This window comes from Pseudarthrobacter scleromae (assembly GCF_014644515.1).
Lineage (GTDB): Bacteria > Actinomycetota > Actinomycetes > Actinomycetales > Micrococcaceae > Arthrobacter > Arthrobacter scleromae.
On the sequence record NZ_BMKV01000001.1, the window covers coordinates 713552 to 732092 of the forward strand.

The window sequence follows — 18541 nt, forward strand, 5'->3', positions numbered from 1 at the left end:
CCCTGATCCCAGGAGCAGCAGTGGCCGGCAAAGATGCACTTCCCCCGGAACGGATCGACGAAGCCCTGGCTGAACTGCCTGACTGGCGGGCCGGCAACGGCGGGCTGGTCACTGTCTTCAAGATGCCGACGGCGGCTGCCGCACTTGAGCTGATTGCCGCCGTCGGACGCCTGGCTGAGGAACAGAACCACCATCCGGACCTCGACTGGCGTTACAACCGCGTCTTTATCCGTTACACGTCCCACGACGCCGGGGGACAGGTGACCGGCCGGGACCTCGCCGCAGCCGCGGCAGCAAGTGAAGCAGGGGCAGCGGCGGGCGCCAAGGCAGAGCCCGCAAAGTACGTGCAGGGGCATTAGCTGGCTGCACAGCGTTGGTTGCCCCCAGCAGAACAGTCGGGTCGCTGAGCGTCCGCGCCACCAGCCCCTGTGTCCTTAACCGGCGGTGGCCGCCACCCCCAAGGGGATAGCGGCCACTGCCGGTGGGCTTGAAGTGCGCTGCACGAGGTGCCCGGCAAGCCTCAGGCCCGAAGGATTGCCGTGAGCCGTTCTGTATCCTGGCGCGCACGTGAACGGCCCAGGTAGATGGCGGCCGCCGTTGCGGACGCGGCTCCGAGCACGATCGGCAGGACCCAGGGGATCCAGGTGCGTCCCGGCAGGTATCCGAATCCGGCGGCCATCAGGATGATCCATGCCAGGGCTGCCACGGCCACGGAAACCCCGGCGGGCACGCCAGCCCCGTACTTGGCATGCCGCTTGTCGTTTGCCCAGACAATAAAGCCTGCGGCGGCGGCGGCCAGCACAACGATGGTCAGCGAAAGCATGGTCCTCCTTGGGCTACGGGTGGTTCGTCAGCAGGCCCTAGAACTGGCCGAAACCTACGCGCCGTGCCTCTTCGGCCCCGATCTCCACGTAGCCCAGGGCGTTTCCGGGAACAATGATCAGGCGTCCCTTGTCATCCTTCAGGCGGAGTTCGCTGCCCTTGGTGATGGCAGCCTCCACAATCTTGGCTACCGAATCCGCATCCTCGTTTGATTCCAGGACAATTTCGCGGCCGATATTCTGAACGCCGATCTTAATTTCCACAGGGGCCTCCCAGCCATTCACGTTCGTTGGTTATGTATTATTTGTAGTCTAGGACTCTTTGGGGAAGCGAGAGATTCCGCGCCAAGCTAAACGGTAGATGAGGTCGCTGGCAACATCGAGGTCCAGGTTGCCGTCCGTTTCAAGCCAGTAGCGAGCACTGACCTGCGCCATTCCAGCGAGTCCCCGGCCCAGGAGCTGCGCCTCCAGATGGGGGAGCTTGGTGTCCTCGGCAATGACGCGCGCGATGGCGTCGGCAAACGTCCTGTTGAAGGTTTCCAGCCGTGCGCTGACGTCCGGGTCATTGACCAAGTCCGACTCAAACACCAGCCGGTGCGCCTGGTCATCGTTGGCGATGAACTGGAAGTAGGCCCGCATGACGGCCTGGACACGCTCGTCATTGTCCGTGGTGGAGTTCAGGGCCCCCAGCATAAGGTCCGTCAGGGACGCCAGGTGGCTCTCCAGCAGGGCCAGGTACAGCTCCCTTTTTGAGGGAAAGTGCTGGTAGAGCACCGGCTTGCTGACGTGGGCCGTCTCCGCGATTTCATCCATGGCTGCACCGTGGTAACCGTTGGCCACAAAAACTTCCTGGGCTGCCATGAGGAGCTGCGCGCGCCGCTCGTCCCGGGGAAGCCTGGCTGACCGTTGGCCTGCAGGACGCGAGGGAGCTTGCGGTTCGGCGGCCGGCGGGCGGTTAGCCCGTGCTTCATGGACCACGGTTGTCCTTCTTTCGTTGCAGTTACCTCCACTTTACTGCGGGGTAATATGACCGGGCGGTATCCCGGGGCATACATTGAAGTATGGCTTCGACAATCAGCGCAAATGTTTCATCTGTGTCCCTGGATCCGCTGGTGGAACCGGCAGCCGACCTCACCGCCGCAGAGGTGGAACGCTACTCGAGGCATCTCATCATCCCCGAGATCGGCGCCCTCGGGCAGCGGCGGCTCAAGAACGCAAAGGTGCTGGTGATCGGCGCCGGGGGACTCGGATCCCCTGCCCTCCTGTACCTTGCGGCCGCCGGCGTGGGCACGCTGGGAATCATCGACGACGACGACGTTGACCTCAGCAACCTCCAGCGCCAGGTCATCCACGGGGTGGCGGACGTTGGCCGCCCCAAGATCGAGTCGGCACGCGATGCCATCGCCGCGCTGAACCCGCTGGTGGACGTCCGGCTGCACCATGTCCGCCTGGATGCCTCCAACGCCCTGGAGCTTTTCGCCGGCTACGACCTCATCCTCGACGGCGCGGACAATTTCGCCACCCGCTACCTGGTAAATGACGCTGCCGCCATCCTGGGCAAACCCTACGTCTGGGGCTCCATTTTCCGCTTTGACGGACAGGTCAGCGTGTTCTGGGAAAAGCACGGGCCCACCTACCGGGACCTCTACCCTGAAGCTCCCCCTGCGGGCTCTGTGCCCTCCTGCGGCGAGGGCGGCGTGTTCGGCATGCTGTGCGCGGCCGTGGGGTCGCTGATGGTGACCGAAGCGGTCAAACTGATTACCGGCGTCGGCCGTTCCCTGCTGGGGCGGGTAGCGCTGTTTGATGCGCTGGGCGGTAGCTGGCGGGAGATCCGCGTATCCAAGGACCCGGCGGCGGAACCGATCACGGAGCTGACGGACTATGAGGCCTTTTGCGGGATTGCGCCGGCAGAACAGGCGGACACCGAACATTCCGTCACGGCCGCGCAGCTCGCCACGATGCTGGCCTCGCGGAAGGCAGGCCTCAAGGACTTTGACCTGGTGGACGTGCGGGAACCGGGCGAGCACGAAATTGTCCGCATCGACGGCGCTGTGCTGATCCCGCAGGGCAGGATCCTCGCGGGGGAGGCCTGGAAGGAACTCCCGCAGGACCGGGACATTGTGTTCCACTGCAAGGCCGGCACGCGGTCGGCCAATGTCCTGGCCGCGGCCAGGAAAGCGGGCTACCAGCGGGTCAGCCACCTCGACGGCGGGATCCTCGCCTGGGTGCGCGAGGTGGAACCCAACAAACCCGTCTATTAGGACGCTCTCTCACTTGATGTCGGTTAAATCGAAACGCTCTCTCACCTACCGCGGGAAAACCCGAAACCTTCTCTCACCTGCCAGCAGAGGGTGAGAGAGGGTCGCCGGGAACAGCGCGTCAAGTGAGAGAGCGTCGCCAAAAAGGGCGCAGGATGTGAGAGAGCGTCGCCGGGGGAGCGGCGCGTCAGGCGGTTTCGAGGCCCCGGTGGTCCACCGGGCATTCGGCCTGCGGGGCGGCGGCGGCCGGCTGCTCCACGGTGATGCCGTAAAGGGCTTCAAGGGCTGCAACGTAGTCGTCCTGCTGGCCGTTGGCGGCAAGCTCGCGGGCGCGCACCGTAGGTACATGAAGGAGCTGCTTGACCATACGGCGGAGCGCGAATTCCACTTCCTCTGCGGCGGCCGTGCAGCCGTGCCGGGCCCTGACCTTTTCCATTTCCGCGTCCAGGACACTCATGGTGTGCCGGCGCAGGGCAACGATGGCGGAGTCCACGGACCGGACCTCGCGCTCGTGCTCGAAGGCCTTGGCGGCGCCGCTGACGATGCCGCTGGCCTGGGCCAGCGACTCGGCCTGCTCCTGGGGCGCCGCAAGGCGGACTGACTCCAGGGTGAGGAGCTCCACGCCGTCCAGTTCGCCAACCCCCGGGTCGAAGTCGTGGGTGAGTGCGAGGTCGATGGCAATCAGCGGCTGCGGGGAATCCGCCCGGACGTCAGCCAGTTCATCAGCTTCCACCCTGGTGTCGGAACCGCTGCAGCCGATCATCACGTCCGCCGCCGCCACGGCCGGCCGGAGTGATTCGGCGTCGAGGGCGGTGCCGCCCCGGGTTGCCACAAAACCTTCGGCGCGGCCGGAAGAGGAGAAAACAGAGATGTCGGTGCAGCCGCGTTCGCGCAGGAGGGCCATGGTTGCCCCGGCGTAGGCTCCCGTGCCGAAGACCACCACCTTCTTGCTGGACCAGTCCGGATTCTCGGACAGGTCCGTTGCCAGATCCAACGCGACGGACACGATGGACAGGCCCCGGGAGCCGAGGGCAGTTTGCGCGCCGACATCCTTGGCGGTCTTGGAGGCCGCCTGGAACAGCCGGACGAGGCCGGAACTTGCCGTGCCTTCATGCTGGGCGGTGATAAGGGCCCGCCTGACCTGCCCGGCGATTTCGCGTTCTCCGACCACGGCGGAGTCCAGGCCTGCGCTCACGGCAAAGAGGTGCTGGCTGACTTCCGGGCCGGTGCGGGTACTGAAGGAGCGTGAGACGAGGGGTTCGCTCAGCCCGCTGACTTCGCTGATCTGGGCCACCAAAGCGGCGCGGGCAGCCTCCACATCGTCCGGATGGGGGGCCTCGCCATAGATTTCGTAGCGGTTGCAGGTGGCAAGGACAATGGCACCCGTCACTGCCGGCGATCCGGAGAGGGCGGATGTGGCGATCCCCGAAGAACCGCTGCTCAACTGAGCAACGGTCTCAAGATCGATGTCGGCGTGTGTAGCCACCAATGAAAAAAGAACCACAGCAGGACAATCATAGCTTTTTCGTTACTCGGTAGAACAACTCCAGGCGCGGACCGTCGCGCGCGGAAGCTGTGATTCCTGCCACGGCGCGGCCGGAGTGCCTCTGGATGACACTTTGTCGTTATCTTTTGCAGCCGATTTTCGGCACAATCAGAGGCATGACTTCCAGCCCTGCCATGTCCCCTGCCGGCGCCCTCGCCGCAGACCACCCGCTGCTGGACGGCCGCACCGCAGATTCCCCGCTGATCACGGCCTACCGCGGAGGCAAACCGTCCCGACGCCCCGTCTGGTTCATGCGGCAGGCCGGACGCTCACTGCCCGAGTACCTCAAGGTCCGCGAAGGCGTCGCCATGCTGGACTCCTGCCTGCGCCCCGAGCTGGCTTCCGAAATCACGCTCCAGCCGGTCCGCCGGCACGACGTTGATGCGGGCATCTTCTTCTCCGACATCGTCATTCCCCTGAAGCTTGCCGGGGTAGGCGTGGACATCGTGCCTGGAGTGGGACCCGTCCTGGACACTCCGGTCCGCACTGCCGCAGACGTGGCAGCGCTGCCGCAGCTCACCTGGGAGTCACTGGAACCCATCCGTGAAGCGGTGCGCCTCACCGTGGCCGAACTCGGCAGCACCCCCCTGATCGGCTTCGCCGGCGCACCGTTTACGCTGGCTGCCTACATGGTGGAGGGCAGGCCGTCCCGTGACCACCTGGGCCCGCGCACCATGATGCATGCCGATCCTGAAACCTGGAACGCCTTGGCCAACTGGGCGGCAGACGCCTCCGGCATGTTCCTGCAGGCACAGCTTGAGGCCGGCGCCTCCGCGGCCCAGCTGTTTGACTCCTGGGCAGGTTCCCTGGGCCTGGCCGACTACACCAGGTACGTGGCGCCGGCCTCGGCCCGCGCCCTGGACCATGTACGGCACCTCGGCGCTCCGCTCATCCACTTCGGCACAGGCACGTCGGAGCTCCTGGTGGCCATGCGTGACGTGGGAGTGGATGTGGTGGGCGTTGACTACCGGCTTCCGCTCGATGAGGCCAACCGCCGGCTGGGCGGCACGGTGCCGCTGCAGGGAAACATCGACCCCGCCCTGCTGCCGGCGCCCTGGGAAATCCTCGAGGCCCACGTCCGCGACGTCGTAGCCGCAGGCTCGGCAGCCCCCGGACACGTGGTCAACCTGGGGCACGGCGTCCCGCCGGAGACTGATCCCGCCGTCCTCACGCGGGTGGTTGAACTCATCCACTCCATCTCCCCGGAGTAGTCCCATGGGCAGCACGCCGGCACAGGCCCGGACCGCGCTGGTGCTGGGCGGCGGCATGTCCGGACTGCTGTCTGCCCGGGAGCTGGCTTCCGCCGGCTATCAGGTCACAGTCCTGGAAGCCGGAACGGAGTGGGGCGGTTGCGTGGGCAGCCACACCGTTGCCGGCCTGACCCTGGACAGCGGCGCGGAATCCTTCGCCACCCGGTCCGACGCCGTTGAGCGGCTTGCTGCGGAGCTTGGCCTTGCCGGCAGCATTGTTCCGCCGCGGCCCGGAGGAGCCTGGGTCCAGCTCCCGGACGGCCCGCGCGAACTTCCCAAGACAGGCGTCCTGGGCATCCCGGCCAACCCCTGGGACCCGGAAGTCCGGAGGTCGTTGGGCCCCGTGGGAACCCTTAGGGCCGCGCTGGACAGGTTCCTGCCGGCGTCGGTGGGGACGGCGGAGGCCGTCACCAGCGTCTCCGCCCTGGTGACGGCACGCATGGGGAGCAAGGTCCTGGAGCGCCTGGTGGCGCCGGTGGTAGGAGGCGTCCACTCCGCGGATCCCGGACTGCTCGACGTCGACATGGTGGCCCCCGGGCTTCGCGCCGGAATCAGGCGGCACGGATCCCTGGCCGCTGCGGTTTCCGCCCAGCGGCGCGCCGGCGCAGGGTCACCTGGGAACAACGGCCCCAGGCAGGATGCCCCCGCGCAGGCAAAGGCGGGCTCGGCCGTTGCCGGCCTTGAACGCGGGATGCACACGCTGGTCACCGCGTTGGTGGGCGACCTCCGCGACCGGGGCGTGACGCTCCTGTCCGGGACGCCTGCCTCAGCGGTGGTCCGGACGCCTGAAGGGTGGCGGGTCAGCTCCCACGGAGCAACGTTCGACGCCGGCACGCTGGTTGTGGGCGTGGACGGTCCGGCCGCCGTCGACCTCCTGGAAGCCGCAGTACCCGCGCTGGCGGGACGCCGGCCCCCTGCTGGACCGGACGTCAAACTCGTCACACTCGTGGTCAACAAGCCCGAACTGGACCGCCGGCCGCGCGGCACAGGCATCCTGGTGGCGCCCCAGACCCCCGGCATTGAAGCGAAGGCCCTGACCCACGCCACCGGCAAATGGGATTGGCTGGCTGACGCGGCCGGCCCTGGCCGGCACGTGGTCAGGCTCTCGTATGGCCGGGTGGACGGGGCCGGCGGGCAGCCCGGCGGCCCGGACACCGACGAGGAACTCTTTGCCGCGTCCCTGCGGGATGCACAGGCCCTGCTGGGCGTGGCCATCGCCGCGGAGGACGTCATGGACTGGGATGTGGTCCGGTGGCGGGGGTCCCTGCCCTTCGCCGCCGTGGGGCACCGCGCCCGCGTGGCCGAAATCCGGAAGGCCTGTGCCGCGGTGGGTAACCTGGCCGTCGTTGGCGGCTGGGTGGCCGGCAACGGGCTGGCCGCTGTGGTCTCCGACACGATTGAACAAATCCGGAACCTGGACCGCTAAATCCCCTGGCACTTCTTTCGGCGGCCTTCGCCGGCTCCCTCAGCCACGGCATCGTTCAACGGATGTGACGTTGCGCACTTCTACGGCTTGTAGAAGTTGTTGGTTTCGACTTGGCGGGTACGAAGGGGCAAACTTGTAACCATGAGCCACACTTCTGCCGAATCTGTCACTAAAACCGAAGAATCAGCCGAGCAGTTTTTCACCCTCTGGACGGTATTCAAGCGCTCCGAAACCCTGATCCGCAGCGCCGACGCCGCCGCTGACTTCGGGGCCCTCCTGGAGCGGCTGGCCCGGGCCGGCGTGACGCACCGCGGAAGCTACGACGTCTCCGCCATGCGGGCAGACGCTGACGTCATGGTGTGGCTCCACGGCCCCAAGCCGGAAGCGCTGCAGCAGGCCATTCGCGACATCCGCCGCAGCACCCTGTTTTCGGGCACCGAGATTGTCTGGTCCGCCATGGGCGTGCACCGTGAGGCAGAGTTCGCCAAGAACCACACGCCCGCATACTCCCGCGGGGTGGCACCGGCGGAATGGCTGTGCGTCTACCCGTTCGTCCGCTCCTACGAGTGGTACATCCTCCCTGAGGAAGAGCGGGGCGCAATGCTTCGGGAACACGGCCTCCTGGGCCGGGAGTTCCCGCAGGTCATCTCCAACACCGTTTCCTCGTTCGCCCTGGGCGACTGGGAATGGATCCTGGGCCTCGAGGCCCCCGAACTGGTGGACCTGGTGGACCTGATGCGCCACCTGCGCGCCACCGAGGCACGCAACCACGTCCGGGAGGAAGTCCCGTTCTACACCGGACGCCGGATTTCCCCGGCAGAAGTAGCGGAGGTGCTCGCATGAGCCAGCTGGACCCCACAAAAGCCGGCGGCGCCGCCGTCGTCAACCCTGTCACCGAGGCCGGGCGGATGGCACCCAAGAACTACGACGCCGTCCTCCTCGCCTCCTTCGGCGGGCCGGAAGGCCAAGAGGACGTCATTCCGTTCCTCCGCAACGTCACCCGCGGGCGTGGCATCCCGGATGAGCGGCTGGAAGAGGTCTCGCACCACTACCGCGCCAACGGCGGCATCAGCCCCATCAACCAGCAGAACCGCGAGCTCAAGGCCGCCCTGGAAGCGGAACTCGCTGCCCGCGGCATCGAACTGCCGGTCCTCTGGGGAAACCGCAACTGGGCGCCGTACATTCCGCAGACCCTGCAGGACGCGTACGACGCCGGCCACCGCCGCCTCCTGATGATCACCACGAGTGCCTACTCCTGTTACTCCAGCTGCCGCCAGTACCGTGAGGACATCGGCATGGCGCTGACCGAAACCGGGCTGGACGGCCGGCTGGAAGTGGACAAGGTGCGCCAGTACTTCGACCACCCCGGGTTCGTGGAGCCGTTCGTTGAGGGCACCGCCGCCGGCCTCGCGGAAGTCCGGGAAAAGCTTGCAGCCGCAGGCACCCCCGACGCGCAGGTGCAGATCCTGTTCGCCACCCACTCCATCCCCACCCGGGATGCGGAGGCCGCGGGCCGCTCCGAAGGCGAACCCCGCGAATTCGCGGAAGGGTCCGCCTACGTGGCCCAGCACCTCGCCACGGCTGCCGCTGTCATCCGGCGCGTGGAAGAGGAATCAGGCCTGACGGCACCGTGGTCCCTGGTGTACCAGTCCCGGTCCGGGGCACCGCACGTGCCCTGGCTGGAACCGGACATCAACGACGCCATCGAGGAACTGGCCGGCCAGGATGTCAAGGGAATCGTTATCGTCCCGCTCGGCTTCGTCAGTGACCACATGGAAGTTGTCTGGGACCTGGACACCGAAGCCCTGGAAACCTGCGCCAACCTGGGGATGACCGCCACGCGCGTCCCCACACCCGGCACGCACCGCAAGTTCGTCAACGGCATGGTGGACCTGATTTCGGAGCGGACGGCGGCCAACAGCATCGCTGACCGCCCGGCACTGACGGACCTCGGTCCCTGGTACGACGTGTGCCGGCCGGGGTGCTGCCAGAACTTCCGAGGCGAGAAGCCCACCATTGCCGGTGCGGACACCACCGTGGGCACCGGGCATGACGCCTATCCCGGCGAAGCCGGCGCCAGCCAGCCAGCGGCGGCCGGGGGAGCGCCGCAGCAGTGACGGTCCGGATCGGCACACGCGCCAGCAAACTGGCGCTTACCCAGACGCAGCAGACCGCGGACCAGCTGGCCGCCGTCGGAGGCTTTCCGGTGGAGCTCGTCCACATCCGGACCGACGGCGATGTCCTGACCGGCTCGCTCTCCCAGATGGGCGGCACCGGCGTTTTTGTCGCCGCCCTGCGGGATGCGCTGCTGCGCAACGAATGCGACGTGGCCATCCACTCGCTCAAGGACCTGCCCACCGGCGCGGCCGTCGGGCTCAGCCTCGCGGCCACGCCGCGGCGGGTGGATGTCCGCGACGTCCTGTGCGCCCGGGACGGGCTGAAACTGGCTGACCTCCCCAAGGGCGCACGGGTGGGTACCGGCTCGCCCCGGCGCGCCGCCCAGCTCCGCGCAGCACGGCCGGACCTGGAGATCATCGACATCCGCGGCAACGTGGACACCCGCCTGGGCCGTGTCCCCGGACTGCCGGGCAACGCCGTCACCGACGTGGTGCCCGGCAAGTCCTGCGACCTGGACGCCGTGGTGCTGGCCGCCGCAGGCCTGGAACGCATCAGCAGGCTGGAAACCGTCAGCGAGTTCCTCGAAACGGACGTTATGCTTCCCGCCGCCGGGCAGGGGTCGCTGGCCATCGAGTGCCGCACGGCTGACGCCCCGCCCCGCCCCGGCTCTGCCGAGGGCTCCAGGGACGTCCTGGCCCAGGCGCTCAGTGCACTTGACGATCCGGATACGCGGCTCGCGGTCACGGCTGAACGGGCCCTGCTGGCCCGGCTGGAGGCCGGCTGCGCGGCACCGGTTGGCGCCTACGCCTTCCGCAAGGGCAGCATGCTTTACCTGGAAGCCGTGGTGTGCGCCGTTGATGGCACGGCCTCGGTCCGGGACAAGCGCGCAACCGACGGCCTCACTGAGGTGGGTGCCACGCTGCTGGGCATTGAACTGGCCGAAGTCCTGCTGGCCGCCGGTGCCGCGGACATCGCAGACCTGCAGGCCTCCTGATTCCGGCCATGCGATTGCCTGTCCAGTGCGTCCGGCAGGCCCGGCCGGGACGCGGATAAACATGCGGGACAAGGATCGGCCGCGGGAGCGGCCACTGGCCGGGGCGCGGGTATTGATCACGCGCAGCCCGGAGCGGTCGCTGGCGCTCGTGGACGCGCTGCAGGATGCAGGTGCCAGCGCACTCCTGCTGCCCTTGATCGACTTCGAGCGTGCGCCGGACCAGCACTCCCTCGATGTGGCCTGCGATGCCCTCGGTGCCGGGGCATTCGACTGGCTGGTGGTCAGCAGCGCCACTACAGTCCATGTGCTCACGGCCAAAGCCGCCGAACGTGGACTGGTGCCTGCCCAGTGGATCCCGGCTGCCACCCGCATAGCCGCGGTGGGGGCGGCGACGCGCAGGCTCCTGGAGGACCGGGGGCTTGCCGTGGCCCTGACACCAGCGGATGACCAGTCCGCGGCAGGCTTGCTCGCTGTGTGGGCGGGAGGGGACGGCAAGGTCCTGCTGCCGCAGGCGGACATCGCGTCACCGCGCCTGGCGGAAGGCTTGTCGGCAGCCGGAAGCACCGTGACGGCAGTGACCGCATACCGCACGGTGGACTACCCCGCCGCGGCGGAGCGCAGGCTGGCCATCCCGGCGGAAGGCGGGGGAGCGCCCCGGCAGCCGCCGTCGTACGCCCTGCTGACGCCTGAAGACGCCGCAGCTGAGCTGGCGGACGGCCGCCTCGACGCCGTCATTGCAGCTTCCCCCAGCGCCGCCCGGCGCATCCATGCGCTGTCCCCGTTGCTCGGGTGCCGCTTCGTGGCCATCGGGCGTTCGACGGCGGACCAGGCCGCCGCGCTTGGCATGCCGGTGGCTGCCATCGCGGCTGAGCCGTCGCCGGCAGGGCTTGTAGCCGCCGTCGCGGCAGCGCTCATCGCACCGGAGGATGAAGGCGGAGAACCACCCTGACGCGCGGGACGCCCGCCAGCGGCCACCCACTCACCGCCCGAACCAACGCCAAGGACAGGACCATGACTTTTCCCAGCCACCGCCCCCGCCGCCTGCGCACCACGCCCGCCATGCGCCGGCTGACCGCCGAAACCCGCCTGGCACCGGCGGAACTCATCCTTCCCGCCTTCATCCGTGAAGGCCTCACGGAACCCAACCCCATCACCTCCATGCCGGGCGTTGTCCAGCACACCACGGAAACCCTGAAGCGTGCTGCTGCTGAAGCGGTGGAGCTCGGTCTGGGCGGCATCATGCTGTTCGGCATCCCGGAAACCCGGGACGCCGAGGGAACGGCGTCCCTTGACCCGGCTGGCGTCCTGAACAAGGCCATCAGGGACGTGCGCGCCGAGGTGGGAGACGACCTGGTGGTCATGAGCGACGTGTGCCTGGACGAATTCACGGACCACGGCCACTGCGGCGTGCTCGACGCCGACGGATACGTGGACAACGACCGCACCGTGGAGATTTACGCACGCATGGCCGTGGCCCAGGCTGACGCCGGCGCCCACATGCTGGGCCCCTCCGGCATGATGGACGGCCAAATCGCCGCCATCCGTTCCGCCCTGGACGGTGCGGGCCACACCAGCACATCCGTTATCGCGTACTCCGCCAAATACGCCTCCGCTTTCTACGGCCCGTTCCGCGAAGCTGTCGACTCCCAGCTGAAAGGCGACCGGCGGACCTACCAGATGGACGCCGGGAACCGCACGGAGGCCCTTCGCGAGGTGGAACTGGACCTCGCTGAGGGGGCCGACATCGTGATGGTCAAACCCGCCATGAGCTACCTGGACATCGTGGCCGATGTCGCCGCCATGAGTCCGGTCCCGGTGGCGGCGTACCAGATCTCCGGCGAATACGCCATGATCGAGGCCGCTGCCGCCAACGGCTGGATCGACCGGCGCGCCGCCATCACCGAGTCCGTGCTGGGCATCCGGCGCGCCGGCGCCCACATGGTCCTGACCTACTGGGCCGCCGAACTGGCCGGCTGGCTGAAGGAGTCCTGATGAGCGACACCCCGGCTCCCCGATCCGCAGCGGTTCCCGAGGGTCCCACCACCCCGGTTGGACCAGGCCGGATCCTCCTGGGCCTGAACACGTTCGGCGATGTCGGTGAGAACCCGGACGGAAGCCCGCAGCCGCATGCCCGGGTGCTGCGCCAGCTGCTCGAAGAGGCCCAACTGGCGGACGCCGTCGGACTCCATGCCTTTGGCGTGGGCGAGCACCACCGCAAGGACTACGCGGTGTCCGCGCCGGAAGTCTTCCTCGCCGCCGCTGCCGCCCGCACCACCCGGATCCGGCTGGGCTCGGCGGTCACCGTCCTGAGCTCCGATGATCCCATCAGGGTGTTCCAGCGGTTCTCCACCGTGGACGCCATCTCCAACGGCCGTGCCGAAGTCATGCTGGGCCGCGGCTCCTTCATCGAATCGTTTCCGCTGTTCGGACTGGACCTGGCCGACTACGAGGTCCTGTTCGAGGAGAAACTCGAGCTGTTCGACAAGGTCCGGGCGCAGAAACCGGTGCACTGGGAAGGCCGCACCAGGCCGGCCGTGTCCGGGCTGAGCGTATACCCGCCGCTGGAGCGCCACCTGCTGCCCACCTGGATTGGCGTGGGCGGCACGCCGGAATCCGTGCTGCGGTGCGCCCAGTACGGCTACCCCATCATTTTCGCCATCATCGGCGGCCAACCCCGCGCCTTCCGCCCACTCGTGGACCTGTACCGGGAAGCCATGGCCAAGTACGGCCACCCCATGCAGCAGGTGGCCACCCATTCACCCGGACACGTGGCGGACACCGACGAGCAAGCCCGCGAGGAACTCTTCCCGCACTGGCTGAAGCTGCGTAACAAACTTGGCGCGGAGCGGGGCTGGGGACCGGCGGGGAGGGGCGAGTTCGACGCCCTGTGCGCACCCGAGGGCGCCCTCTACGTCGGCTCTCCCGAGACGGTGGCCCGGAAGATCGTCCTGCTGAAGCAGAACCTGGGCGTCGACCGATTCGACCTCAAATACAGCAATGGGCCGCTGCCGCACTCCGCCATGATGCGCTCCATTGAGCTGATGGGCACTGCGGTGGCACCGCGCGTGGCAGAACTGCTCGGCACCTGACGCATCCGGCAAAAGACAGCGCCGGCCACCTGAGAGAATAGGAACCATGACTTCCAGCAAGCCTCGCAACGAGGAACTTTTCGACCGCGCCCGCCAGCTCATGCCGGGCGGGGTCAACTCGCCGGTCCGTGCCTTCGGGTCCGTGGGCGGAACGCCGCGTTTCATGGTCTCAGCCAAGGGTCCGTACCTGACCGACGCCGACGGCAAGGAATACGTGGACCTGGTCTGCTCCTGGGGTCCGGCGTTGCTGGGCCACGCCCACCCCGCTGTTCTGGACGCGGTCCACGCGGCCGTGGACCGCGGACTGTCCTTCGGCGCCTCCACCCCGGATGAGGCGAACCTGGCCGAAATCGTCAAGGAACGCGTTCCCGCCGTCGAACGCCTCCGGATGGTGTCCACCGGCACCGAGGCCACCATGACCGCCGTCCGCCTGGCGCGCGGCTTCACGGGACGCAACCTCATCATCAAGTTCGCCGGCTGCTACCACGGCCACCTGGACGGCCTCCTCGCGGCTGCAGGTTCCGGCGTCGCCACCCTCGCCCTGCCCGGCTCCGCAGGTGTCACGGAGGCCACCGCCGCAGAAACCCTGGTGCTTCCCTACAACGACCTCACCGCCGTCAAGGAAGCCTTCGCCGCGCACGGGCAGAACATCGCGGCCGTGATCACGGAAGCCGCCCCCGCCAACATGGGCGTGGTGACCCCGGGGGAGGGCTTCAACCTTGGCCTGTCACGCATCACCCGTGAACACGGGGCACTGCTCATCGTGGACGAGGTGCTCACCGGTTTCCGTACCGGCTACTCAGGCTACTGGGGGCTTACCGGCGGAGCGCCGGACGCCGCCGAGCCGTGGACCCCGGACCTGCTCACCTTCGGCAAGGTCATCGGCGGAGGAATGCCGACGGCGGCCCTCGGCGGGCGTGCCGACGTCATGGACTACCTGGCCCCCACGGGTCCCGTCTACCAGGCCGGAACGCTCTCCGGAAACCCGGTGGCGATGGCGGCCGGTGTGGCCACCCTGACCCATGCCACCCGGGACGTCTACTCCTTTATCGATGTCCGCTCGCTGGAACTTTCCTCGGCACTGTCCAGCGCCCTGGACTCCGCCGGGGTGGACCACTCCATCCAGTTCGCCGGCAACCTCTTCTCGGTGGCTTTCGGCACCTCGGCCAACGGCGTCCACAACTACGCCGACGCCCAGGCGCAGGAAAGCTTCCGCTACGCGCCGTTCTTCCACTCGATGCTGGAGGCCGGGGTATACCTGCCGCCGTCGGTGTTCGAGGCCTGGTTCCTCTCCGCCGCGCACGATGACACGGCCATGAACCGGATCTTCGACGCACTGCCGGCCGCAGCGAAGGCCGCCGCCGCGGCGCAAGGCTAGCTCCGCCGTCGTTCCCCATTCTCAACACAAAGAAATCCCCGCCTTCCGGACAAATCCCCCCTGCGTGCAAGGGGGAAAAGTCCAGGAGGCGGGGATTTCTGGCTGTGCCTGCCTGTGAACTTATAGGACGTCCGAGAGGAAGCCCTTCAGCCGGTCCGTCCGGGGCGCGGTGAAGATCTGCTCCGGCGGGCCGGATTCCACCACAACGCCGGCATCCATGAAGGTCACGGTGTCCGACACGTTGCGGGAGAATCCCATCTCGTGGGTTACGACCACCATGGTCATGCCGCCCTTCGCCAGGTCGGCCATCAGCGCCAGGACGCCTTTGACGAGCTCCGGGTCAAGGGCCGAGGTCGCCTCATCGAAGAACATCACCTCAGGCTTCATGGCCAGGGCCCGGGCAATAGCCACACGCTGCTGTTGTCCGCCGGAAAGGTTGGCCGGGCGGGAGTCGGCCTTGTGCTTCAGCCCCACCAGGTCCAGCTGTTCCAGGGCTTCGGCGCGGGCCTGATCCTTGGACAGCTTCCGCAGCTTCCGCAGCGCCAGGGACACATTGTCCACCACCGTTTTGTGCGGGAACAGGTTGAACTGCTGGAACACCATGCCGATCCGCTGGCGGAGTTCGTCAGGGTTGTCCTTCAGTACCGAACGGCCGTCCAGGAGAATGTCACCCTGGTCGGGTTCGATCAGCCGGTTCATCACGCGCAACAGCGTGGACTTGCCGGATCCTGACGGGCCGATCACAGAGGCCGTAGTGCCCTTCTCCACATGCAGGTCAATGCCGCGGAGAACATGGTTGTGGCCGAAGGAAAGGTGCAGGTTCTTTCCGGTCAGGGTTCCGGAAGCGAATTCCGTCATGCCTGTGCCCCCTTGCCGATAGGCGCTGCCAGCTCGTCCGGTTCCTTCTTTTCCGGCTTGCCGGTGCGCAGCCGGTTGTCGATGAAGTTCACGAAGTGCGTCAGCGGGACGGTCAGGATCAGGTACAGCACCCCGGCGGCCACCAGCGGAGACAGGTTTCCGGTATTGGCCATGGCGTCATTTCCGATCCGGAAAATCTCCCGGTCGGAAGCAGCGAGTCCGAGCATGAACACCAGCGACGAATCCTTCAGCAGCGAGATGAACTGGTTCACCAGTGCGGGCAGGACCCGCCGGATTCCCTGCGGCACCACCACCAGGCGCATGGAACTGCCGTAGCTGAATCCCAGCGCCCGGGAAGCCTCAAGCTGGCCCTTCTCAACGCTTTGGATACCCGAACGGAAAATTTCACCGATGTAGGCAGCCGCGATCAGGGTCAGGGCGAGGATGCCCAGGGGGTACGGGTTCCGGGACCCGGTGATTTCCCTGGCGATGGGGCTGAGCCCGATGCCGATGACCAGGATCACCAGGATGGCGGGCAGGCCACGGAAGATGTCGGTATAGATACGTGCCACCCACCGGGCCCCCGCGTTGCGGGAAATGCCCATCATGGCCAGCGCGAGTCCCAGCAGGGAACCGAAGATGCCGGAAGCCACAGCCAGTATCAGCGTGTTGGGCAGGCCCACCATGAGCAGGGCGGGAATGACTTTGGCCATTTCCTCCCAGTTGAAGAAAGTGTCAGCCAGTTGGTCCAAGAGATCCATAAACGTCCCGGCTCAATCAGTTCTGCGGAACCGTGGCGGCCTTGCTGCCCGGCTTCCAGTCGGCCGGCATCTCGCGGTCCGGGTACCACTCCTTGGTCAGCTTGGACCAGGTTCCGTCGGCGATCACGGCGTCAAGGCCGGAGTTCAGCGCATCGATCAGCGGCTGGTTGTCCTTGGCCACGGCGTAGGCGGTGAAGTTCTGCGTGTTGACGACGGATTCGGCAATGACGGTGCCGTCGCCTTCCTTGACCTGGCCGGTCGCCTGCTGGGACGGCGCCACCCAGGCGTCCACCTGGCCGTTGCGCACGTTGGCGTACACGGTGGCGTAGTCCGGGAAGCGGATCGGCTCGAGTTTGAGGGTGTTGGTGACGTAATCGTCCTGGACGGTGCCCTGGACCACGCCGATGCGAAGGTCGCCGGTGAGGTCGTCGAAGCCCTTGACGTCGCTGTCGGTCTTGGCAACCACGGCCATGAAGCCAAAGTCGTAACCGTTGGTGAAGCCGACGTTCTGGCGGCGGGCGTCCGTGGTGGAGATGGAGGAGGATCCGACGTCGAACTGCTTGGTCTGCACTTGGGACAGGAGCGCCGAGAAATCGGTGGCCACGAATTCGACCTCAAGGCCGAGCTCGCCGGCGATCGCGCGCAGCAGTTCGTTGTCGTAGCCCGTGAACTTGCCCGAGGGGTCGATGAAAATGTTCGGCGGGGCGTCGGACAGGGTGCCCACCTCAAGCTTGCCTTCGGTGTTCAGGCCCAGCTTGGTCGTGTCGATCTGGTCGACCGGGGTGACGTCGGCGGTGGTGTACTTGTCCAGCGTCTGCTGGTCGCTGCCGGCGAGGGCGTCCGTGGGTGTCCCTGTCGGCTCGGCGGAGCCTGAGCCGCACGCGGCGAGGGAGGCAGCCAAGGCGAGTGCCACGGGAGCCGTGGTGAGCCACTTCATCGCTTTGATTTTCATCAAGTTGTCGCTTTCATCTGAGTCATTAGTCAACCGGGCCGCGAGGCTGCGCTGGTGGCGCCTGGCACCTGCCCGGCGCTGTTCAAGCACGGCAGGGCAGGGGTGACCGCAAAACTATATTCTCTCACCTGCGCTTTTTCGGTTGTGATTCGAACAAAAGCACCCCTGATCCGGTCAGGAGCAAATGCTATTCAATGGGTCGGCGAAAATACGCTCCGACTGAACGGTCCGGGCAAGGGTATGCCGAATGGGGGAGGTGGTTGACTGCCCGCCTGTGTGAAGCCCTGTTACTGTGACTTGCCTCGCATCCGGGCGGCAGCACGATGTCAGAAGCCGCCGAGGCTCGCGTCCTGCGGGGGGAGTACCGGCCAGTCGCCCTCGATGACGGCAGCCGGCTTGGTTTTCCGGAGGTAGCCCTGGAAGTCAGCCGCCTGGCTGGTGGCCCAGTCCACCTGGAGCTGGTGCAGCTGGGTCGCGGGCATCATCAGCTTTGGGAATTTCCCGGCCATGGCGTCCAGGACCCGCAGCGTTGCCAGGGCATCGGCCGCAGACGTGTGGGCGTTGTCCAGGACCACCCCATACTCTTCACACAGCGCCGTCAGGGTGCGCTTGCCCTTCCGGTAGCGGTCCACCTGCTTGTTCATGATGTAGGGGTCCAGGACCGGGAAGCGGCTCAGCTGGGGCACGCCGTAGCGCGCCGATTCCGCGGCCAGGACAGTGAAATCGTAGCTTGCGTTGAAAGCGATGACGGGAATGTTCGTGTCAAAAAGGTCCTGCAGGACGGCGGCAAGTTCCTGCGTTACTTCGTGTGCGGGCCTGCCCTCCCGCCGGGCCTTTTCGGTGGTGACACCGTGTACGTCGCTGGCTTCCGTGGGAATCTCCACCCCGGGATCGGCCAGCCACTCATGTTCCCTGATGACGTCGCCGTTGTGGTCCACCACCGTTACGGAGGCCGTGACAATACGTGCAGCCCGCGAGTTGCGGCCCGTGGTTTCGAGGTCGAACGCTGCGCGGGGGAGGGTGTTCCAGGTGCTCATATACCAACGCTAAAGGGCACCACTGACAATTCCGTGGAGCGCCACTGCCGCTA

Annotated in this window: 19 protein-coding genes; 11 read left to right on the plus strand and 8 right to left on the minus strand. The window is 67.0% G+C overall.

All coding sequences use genetic code 11. The annotated features are described in order from the left end of the window. Positions 1-20: 20 nt before the first annotated feature. Positions 21-359: a 4a-hydroxytetrahydrobiopterin dehydratase gene (locus IEX33_RS03410; RefSeq protein WP_188727655.1), complete on the plus strand. Its 339-nt coding sequence runs from the start codon at positions 21-23 to the stop codon at positions 357-359. Positions 360-520: 161 nt separating this feature from the next. On the opposite strand, the gene IEX33_RS03415 is transcribed toward IEX33_RS03410, so the two are convergent. Genes IEX33_RS03415 through IEX33_RS03425 form a run of 3 tightly spaced genes read right to left on the minus strand, consistent with a single transcriptional unit; the run spans position 521 to position 1799 of the window. Continuing rightward, positions 521-823, minus strand: a complete 303-nt coding sequence (locus IEX33_RS03415) for a hypothetical protein (RefSeq protein ID WP_104185045.1) — start codon at positions 821-823, stop codon at positions 521-523. A gap of 37 nt (positions 824-860) precedes the next feature. Beyond that, positions 861-1085, minus strand: coding sequence for a DUF3107 domain-containing protein (locus IEX33_RS03420; RefSeq protein ID WP_174176440.1), 225 nt, complete (start codon positions 1083-1085; stop codon positions 861-863). Positions 1086-1133: 48 nt separating this feature from the next. Further along, on the minus strand, positions 1134-1799 hold the full coding sequence (locus tag IEX33_RS03425) for a TetR/AcrR family transcriptional regulator (protein WP_104185043.1): 666 nt from the start codon (positions 1797-1799) through the stop codon (positions 1134-1136). A gap of 83 nt (positions 1800-1882) precedes the next feature. On the opposite strand from IEX33_RS03425, the gene moeB reads away from it, so the two are divergent. Further along, positions 1883-3082: a molybdopterin-synthase adenylyltransferase MoeB gene (gene moeB, locus IEX33_RS03430; protein WP_188727657.1), complete on the plus strand. Its 1200-nt coding sequence runs from the start codon at positions 1883-1885 to the stop codon at positions 3080-3082. Positions 3083-3266: 184 nt separating this feature from the next. Here the strand turns inward: moeB and IEX33_RS03435 are convergent, their stop codons facing one another. After that, positions 3267-4583 (minus strand): glutamyl-tRNA reductase, encoded by a 1317-nt coding sequence (locus IEX33_RS03435; protein ID WP_188727658.1) that lies wholly within the window; start codon positions 4581-4583, stop codon positions 3267-3269. Between the two features lie 158 nt (positions 4584-4741). Here IEX33_RS03435 and hemE point away from each other — a divergent pair, with 158 nt between their 5' ends. From hemE to hemL, 9 genes are all read left to right on the plus strand, one after another. Further along, positions 4742-5836 carry a uroporphyrinogen decarboxylase gene (gene hemE, locus IEX33_RS03440; RefSeq protein WP_188727661.1) on the plus strand — a complete coding sequence of 365 codons (1095 nt, stop codon included), beginning with the start codon at positions 4742-4744 and terminating at the stop codon, positions 5834-5836. A gap of 4 nt (positions 5837-5840) precedes the next feature. Beyond that, complete coding sequence (gene hemG, locus IEX33_RS03445; RefSeq protein ID WP_188727663.1) at positions 5841-7301, plus strand: protoporphyrinogen oxidase; 1461 nt, start codon at positions 5841-5843, stop codon at positions 7299-7301. A 141-nt stretch (positions 7302-7442) separates the two neighbouring features. Continuing rightward, entirely contained in the window at positions 7443-8144 is a 702-nt protein-coding gene (hemQ, locus tag IEX33_RS03450; RefSeq protein WP_188727665.1) for a hydrogen peroxide-dependent heme synthase, read from the plus strand. Beyond that, a complete protein-coding gene (locus tag IEX33_RS03455) occupies positions 8141-9418 on the plus strand; it encodes a ferrochelatase (protein ID WP_188727667.1) in 1278 nt (425 codons plus the stop codon). Before hemQ ends, IEX33_RS03455 begins: the two co-directional genes overlap by 4 nt. Next, a complete protein-coding gene (gene hemC / locus IEX33_RS03460; protein WP_188727669.1) occupies positions 9415-10413 on the plus strand; it encodes a hydroxymethylbilane synthase in 999 nt (332 codons plus the stop codon). The genes IEX33_RS03455 and hemC overlap by 4 nt, the downstream gene beginning before the upstream one ends. Before the next feature lie 61 nt (positions 10414-10474). Continuing rightward, positions 10475-11362 carry a uroporphyrinogen-III synthase gene (locus tag IEX33_RS03465; RefSeq protein WP_188727671.1) on the plus strand — a complete coding sequence of 296 codons (888 nt, stop codon included), beginning with the start codon at positions 10475-10477 and terminating at the stop codon, positions 11360-11362. 62 nt (positions 11363-11424) lie between these two features. Beyond that, positions 11425-12405, plus strand: coding sequence for a porphobilinogen synthase (hemB, locus tag IEX33_RS03470; protein WP_188727672.1), 981 nt, complete (start codon positions 11425-11427; stop codon positions 12403-12405). After that, positions 12405-13502 carry an LLM class flavin-dependent oxidoreductase gene (locus tag IEX33_RS03475; RefSeq protein WP_188727674.1) on the plus strand — a complete coding sequence of 366 codons (1098 nt, stop codon included), beginning with the start codon at positions 12405-12407 and terminating at the stop codon, positions 13500-13502. Before hemB ends, IEX33_RS03475 begins: the two co-directional genes overlap by 1 nt. A 46-nt stretch (positions 13503-13548) precedes the next feature. Continuing rightward, entirely contained in the window at positions 13549-14880 is a 1332-nt protein-coding gene (hemL, locus tag IEX33_RS03480; protein WP_188727676.1) for a glutamate-1-semialdehyde 2,1-aminomutase, read from the plus strand. 120 nt (positions 14881-15000) lie between these two features. On the opposite strand, the gene IEX33_RS03485 is transcribed toward hemL, so the two are convergent. From IEX33_RS03485 to IEX33_RS03500, 4 genes are all read right to left on the minus strand, one after another. Continuing rightward, positions 15001-15738 carry an amino acid ABC transporter ATP-binding protein gene (locus tag IEX33_RS03485; protein WP_188727678.1) on the minus strand — a complete coding sequence of 246 codons (738 nt, stop codon included), beginning with the start codon at positions 15736-15738 and terminating at the stop codon, positions 15001-15003. Continuing rightward, entirely contained in the window at positions 15735-16499 is a 765-nt protein-coding gene (locus IEX33_RS03490; protein WP_066277429.1) for an amino acid ABC transporter permease, read from the minus strand. The genes IEX33_RS03485 and IEX33_RS03490 overlap by 4 nt, the downstream gene beginning before the upstream one ends. Positions 16500-16515: 16 nt before the next feature. Next, a complete protein-coding gene (locus IEX33_RS03495) occupies positions 16516-17451 on the minus strand; it encodes an ABC transporter substrate-binding protein (RefSeq protein WP_104185175.1) in 936 nt (311 codons plus the stop codon). Positions 17452-17777: 326 nt separating this feature from the next. Then, positions 17778-18488, minus strand: a complete 711-nt coding sequence (locus IEX33_RS03500) for a 3'-5' exonuclease (RefSeq protein ID WP_104185031.1) — start codon at positions 18486-18488, stop codon at positions 17778-17780. Positions 18489-18541 lie beyond the last annotated feature (53 nt).

What these genes read in the sequence shown, in the direction of transcription:
- IEX33_RS03415 (WP_104185045.1), bottom strand. Translation starts at nt 823, where the DNA reads ATGCTTTCGCTGACCATCGTTGTGCTGGCCGCCGCCGCCGCAGGCTTT.
- moeB (WP_188727657.1), top strand. Translation starts at nt 1,883, where the DNA reads ATGGCTTCGACAATCAGCGCAAATGTTTCATCTGTGTCCCTGGATCCG.
- hemE (WP_188727661.1), top strand. Translation starts at nt 4,742, where the DNA reads ATGACTTCCAGCCCTGCCATGTCCCCTGCCGGCGCCCTCGCCGCAGAC.
- hemG (WP_188727663.1), top strand. Translation starts at nt 5,841, where the DNA reads ATGGGCAGCACGCCGGCACAGGCCCGGACCGCGCTGGTGCTGGGCGGC.
- hemQ (WP_188727665.1), top strand. Translation starts at nt 7,443, where the DNA reads ATGAGCCACACTTCTGCCGAATCTGTCACTAAAACCGAAGAATCAGCC.
- IEX33_RS03455 (WP_188727667.1), top strand. Translation starts at nt 8,141, where the DNA reads ATGAGCCAGCTGGACCCCACAAAAGCCGGCGGCGCCGCCGTCGTCAAC.
- IEX33_RS03465 (WP_188727671.1), top strand. Translation starts at nt 10,475, where the DNA reads ATGCGGGACAAGGATCGGCCGCGGGAGCGGCCACTGGCCGGGGCGCGG.
- hemB (WP_188727672.1), top strand. Translation starts at nt 11,425, where the DNA reads ATGACTTTTCCCAGCCACCGCCCCCGCCGCCTGCGCACCACGCCCGCC.
- IEX33_RS03475 (WP_188727674.1), top strand. Translation starts at nt 12,405, where the DNA reads ATGAGCGACACCCCGGCTCCCCGATCCGCAGCGGTTCCCGAGGGTCCC.
- hemL (WP_188727676.1), top strand. Translation starts at nt 13,549, where the DNA reads ATGACTTCCAGCAAGCCTCGCAACGAGGAACTTTTCGACCGCGCCCGC.
- IEX33_RS03485 (WP_188727678.1), bottom strand. Translation starts at nt 15,738, where the DNA reads ATGACGGAATTCGCTTCCGGAACCCTGACCGGAAAGAACCTGCACCTT.
- IEX33_RS03490 (WP_066277429.1), bottom strand. Translation starts at nt 16,499, where the DNA reads ATGGATCTCTTGGACCAACTGGCTGACACTTTCTTCAACTGGGAGGAA.
- IEX33_RS03495 (WP_104185175.1), bottom strand. Translation starts at nt 17,451, where the DNA reads ATGAAAATCAAAGCGATGAAGTGGCTCACCACGGCTCCCGTGGCACTC.
- IEX33_RS03500 (WP_104185031.1), bottom strand. Translation starts at nt 18,488, where the DNA reads ATGAGCACCTGGAACACCCTCCCCCGCGCAGCGTTCGACCTCGAAACC.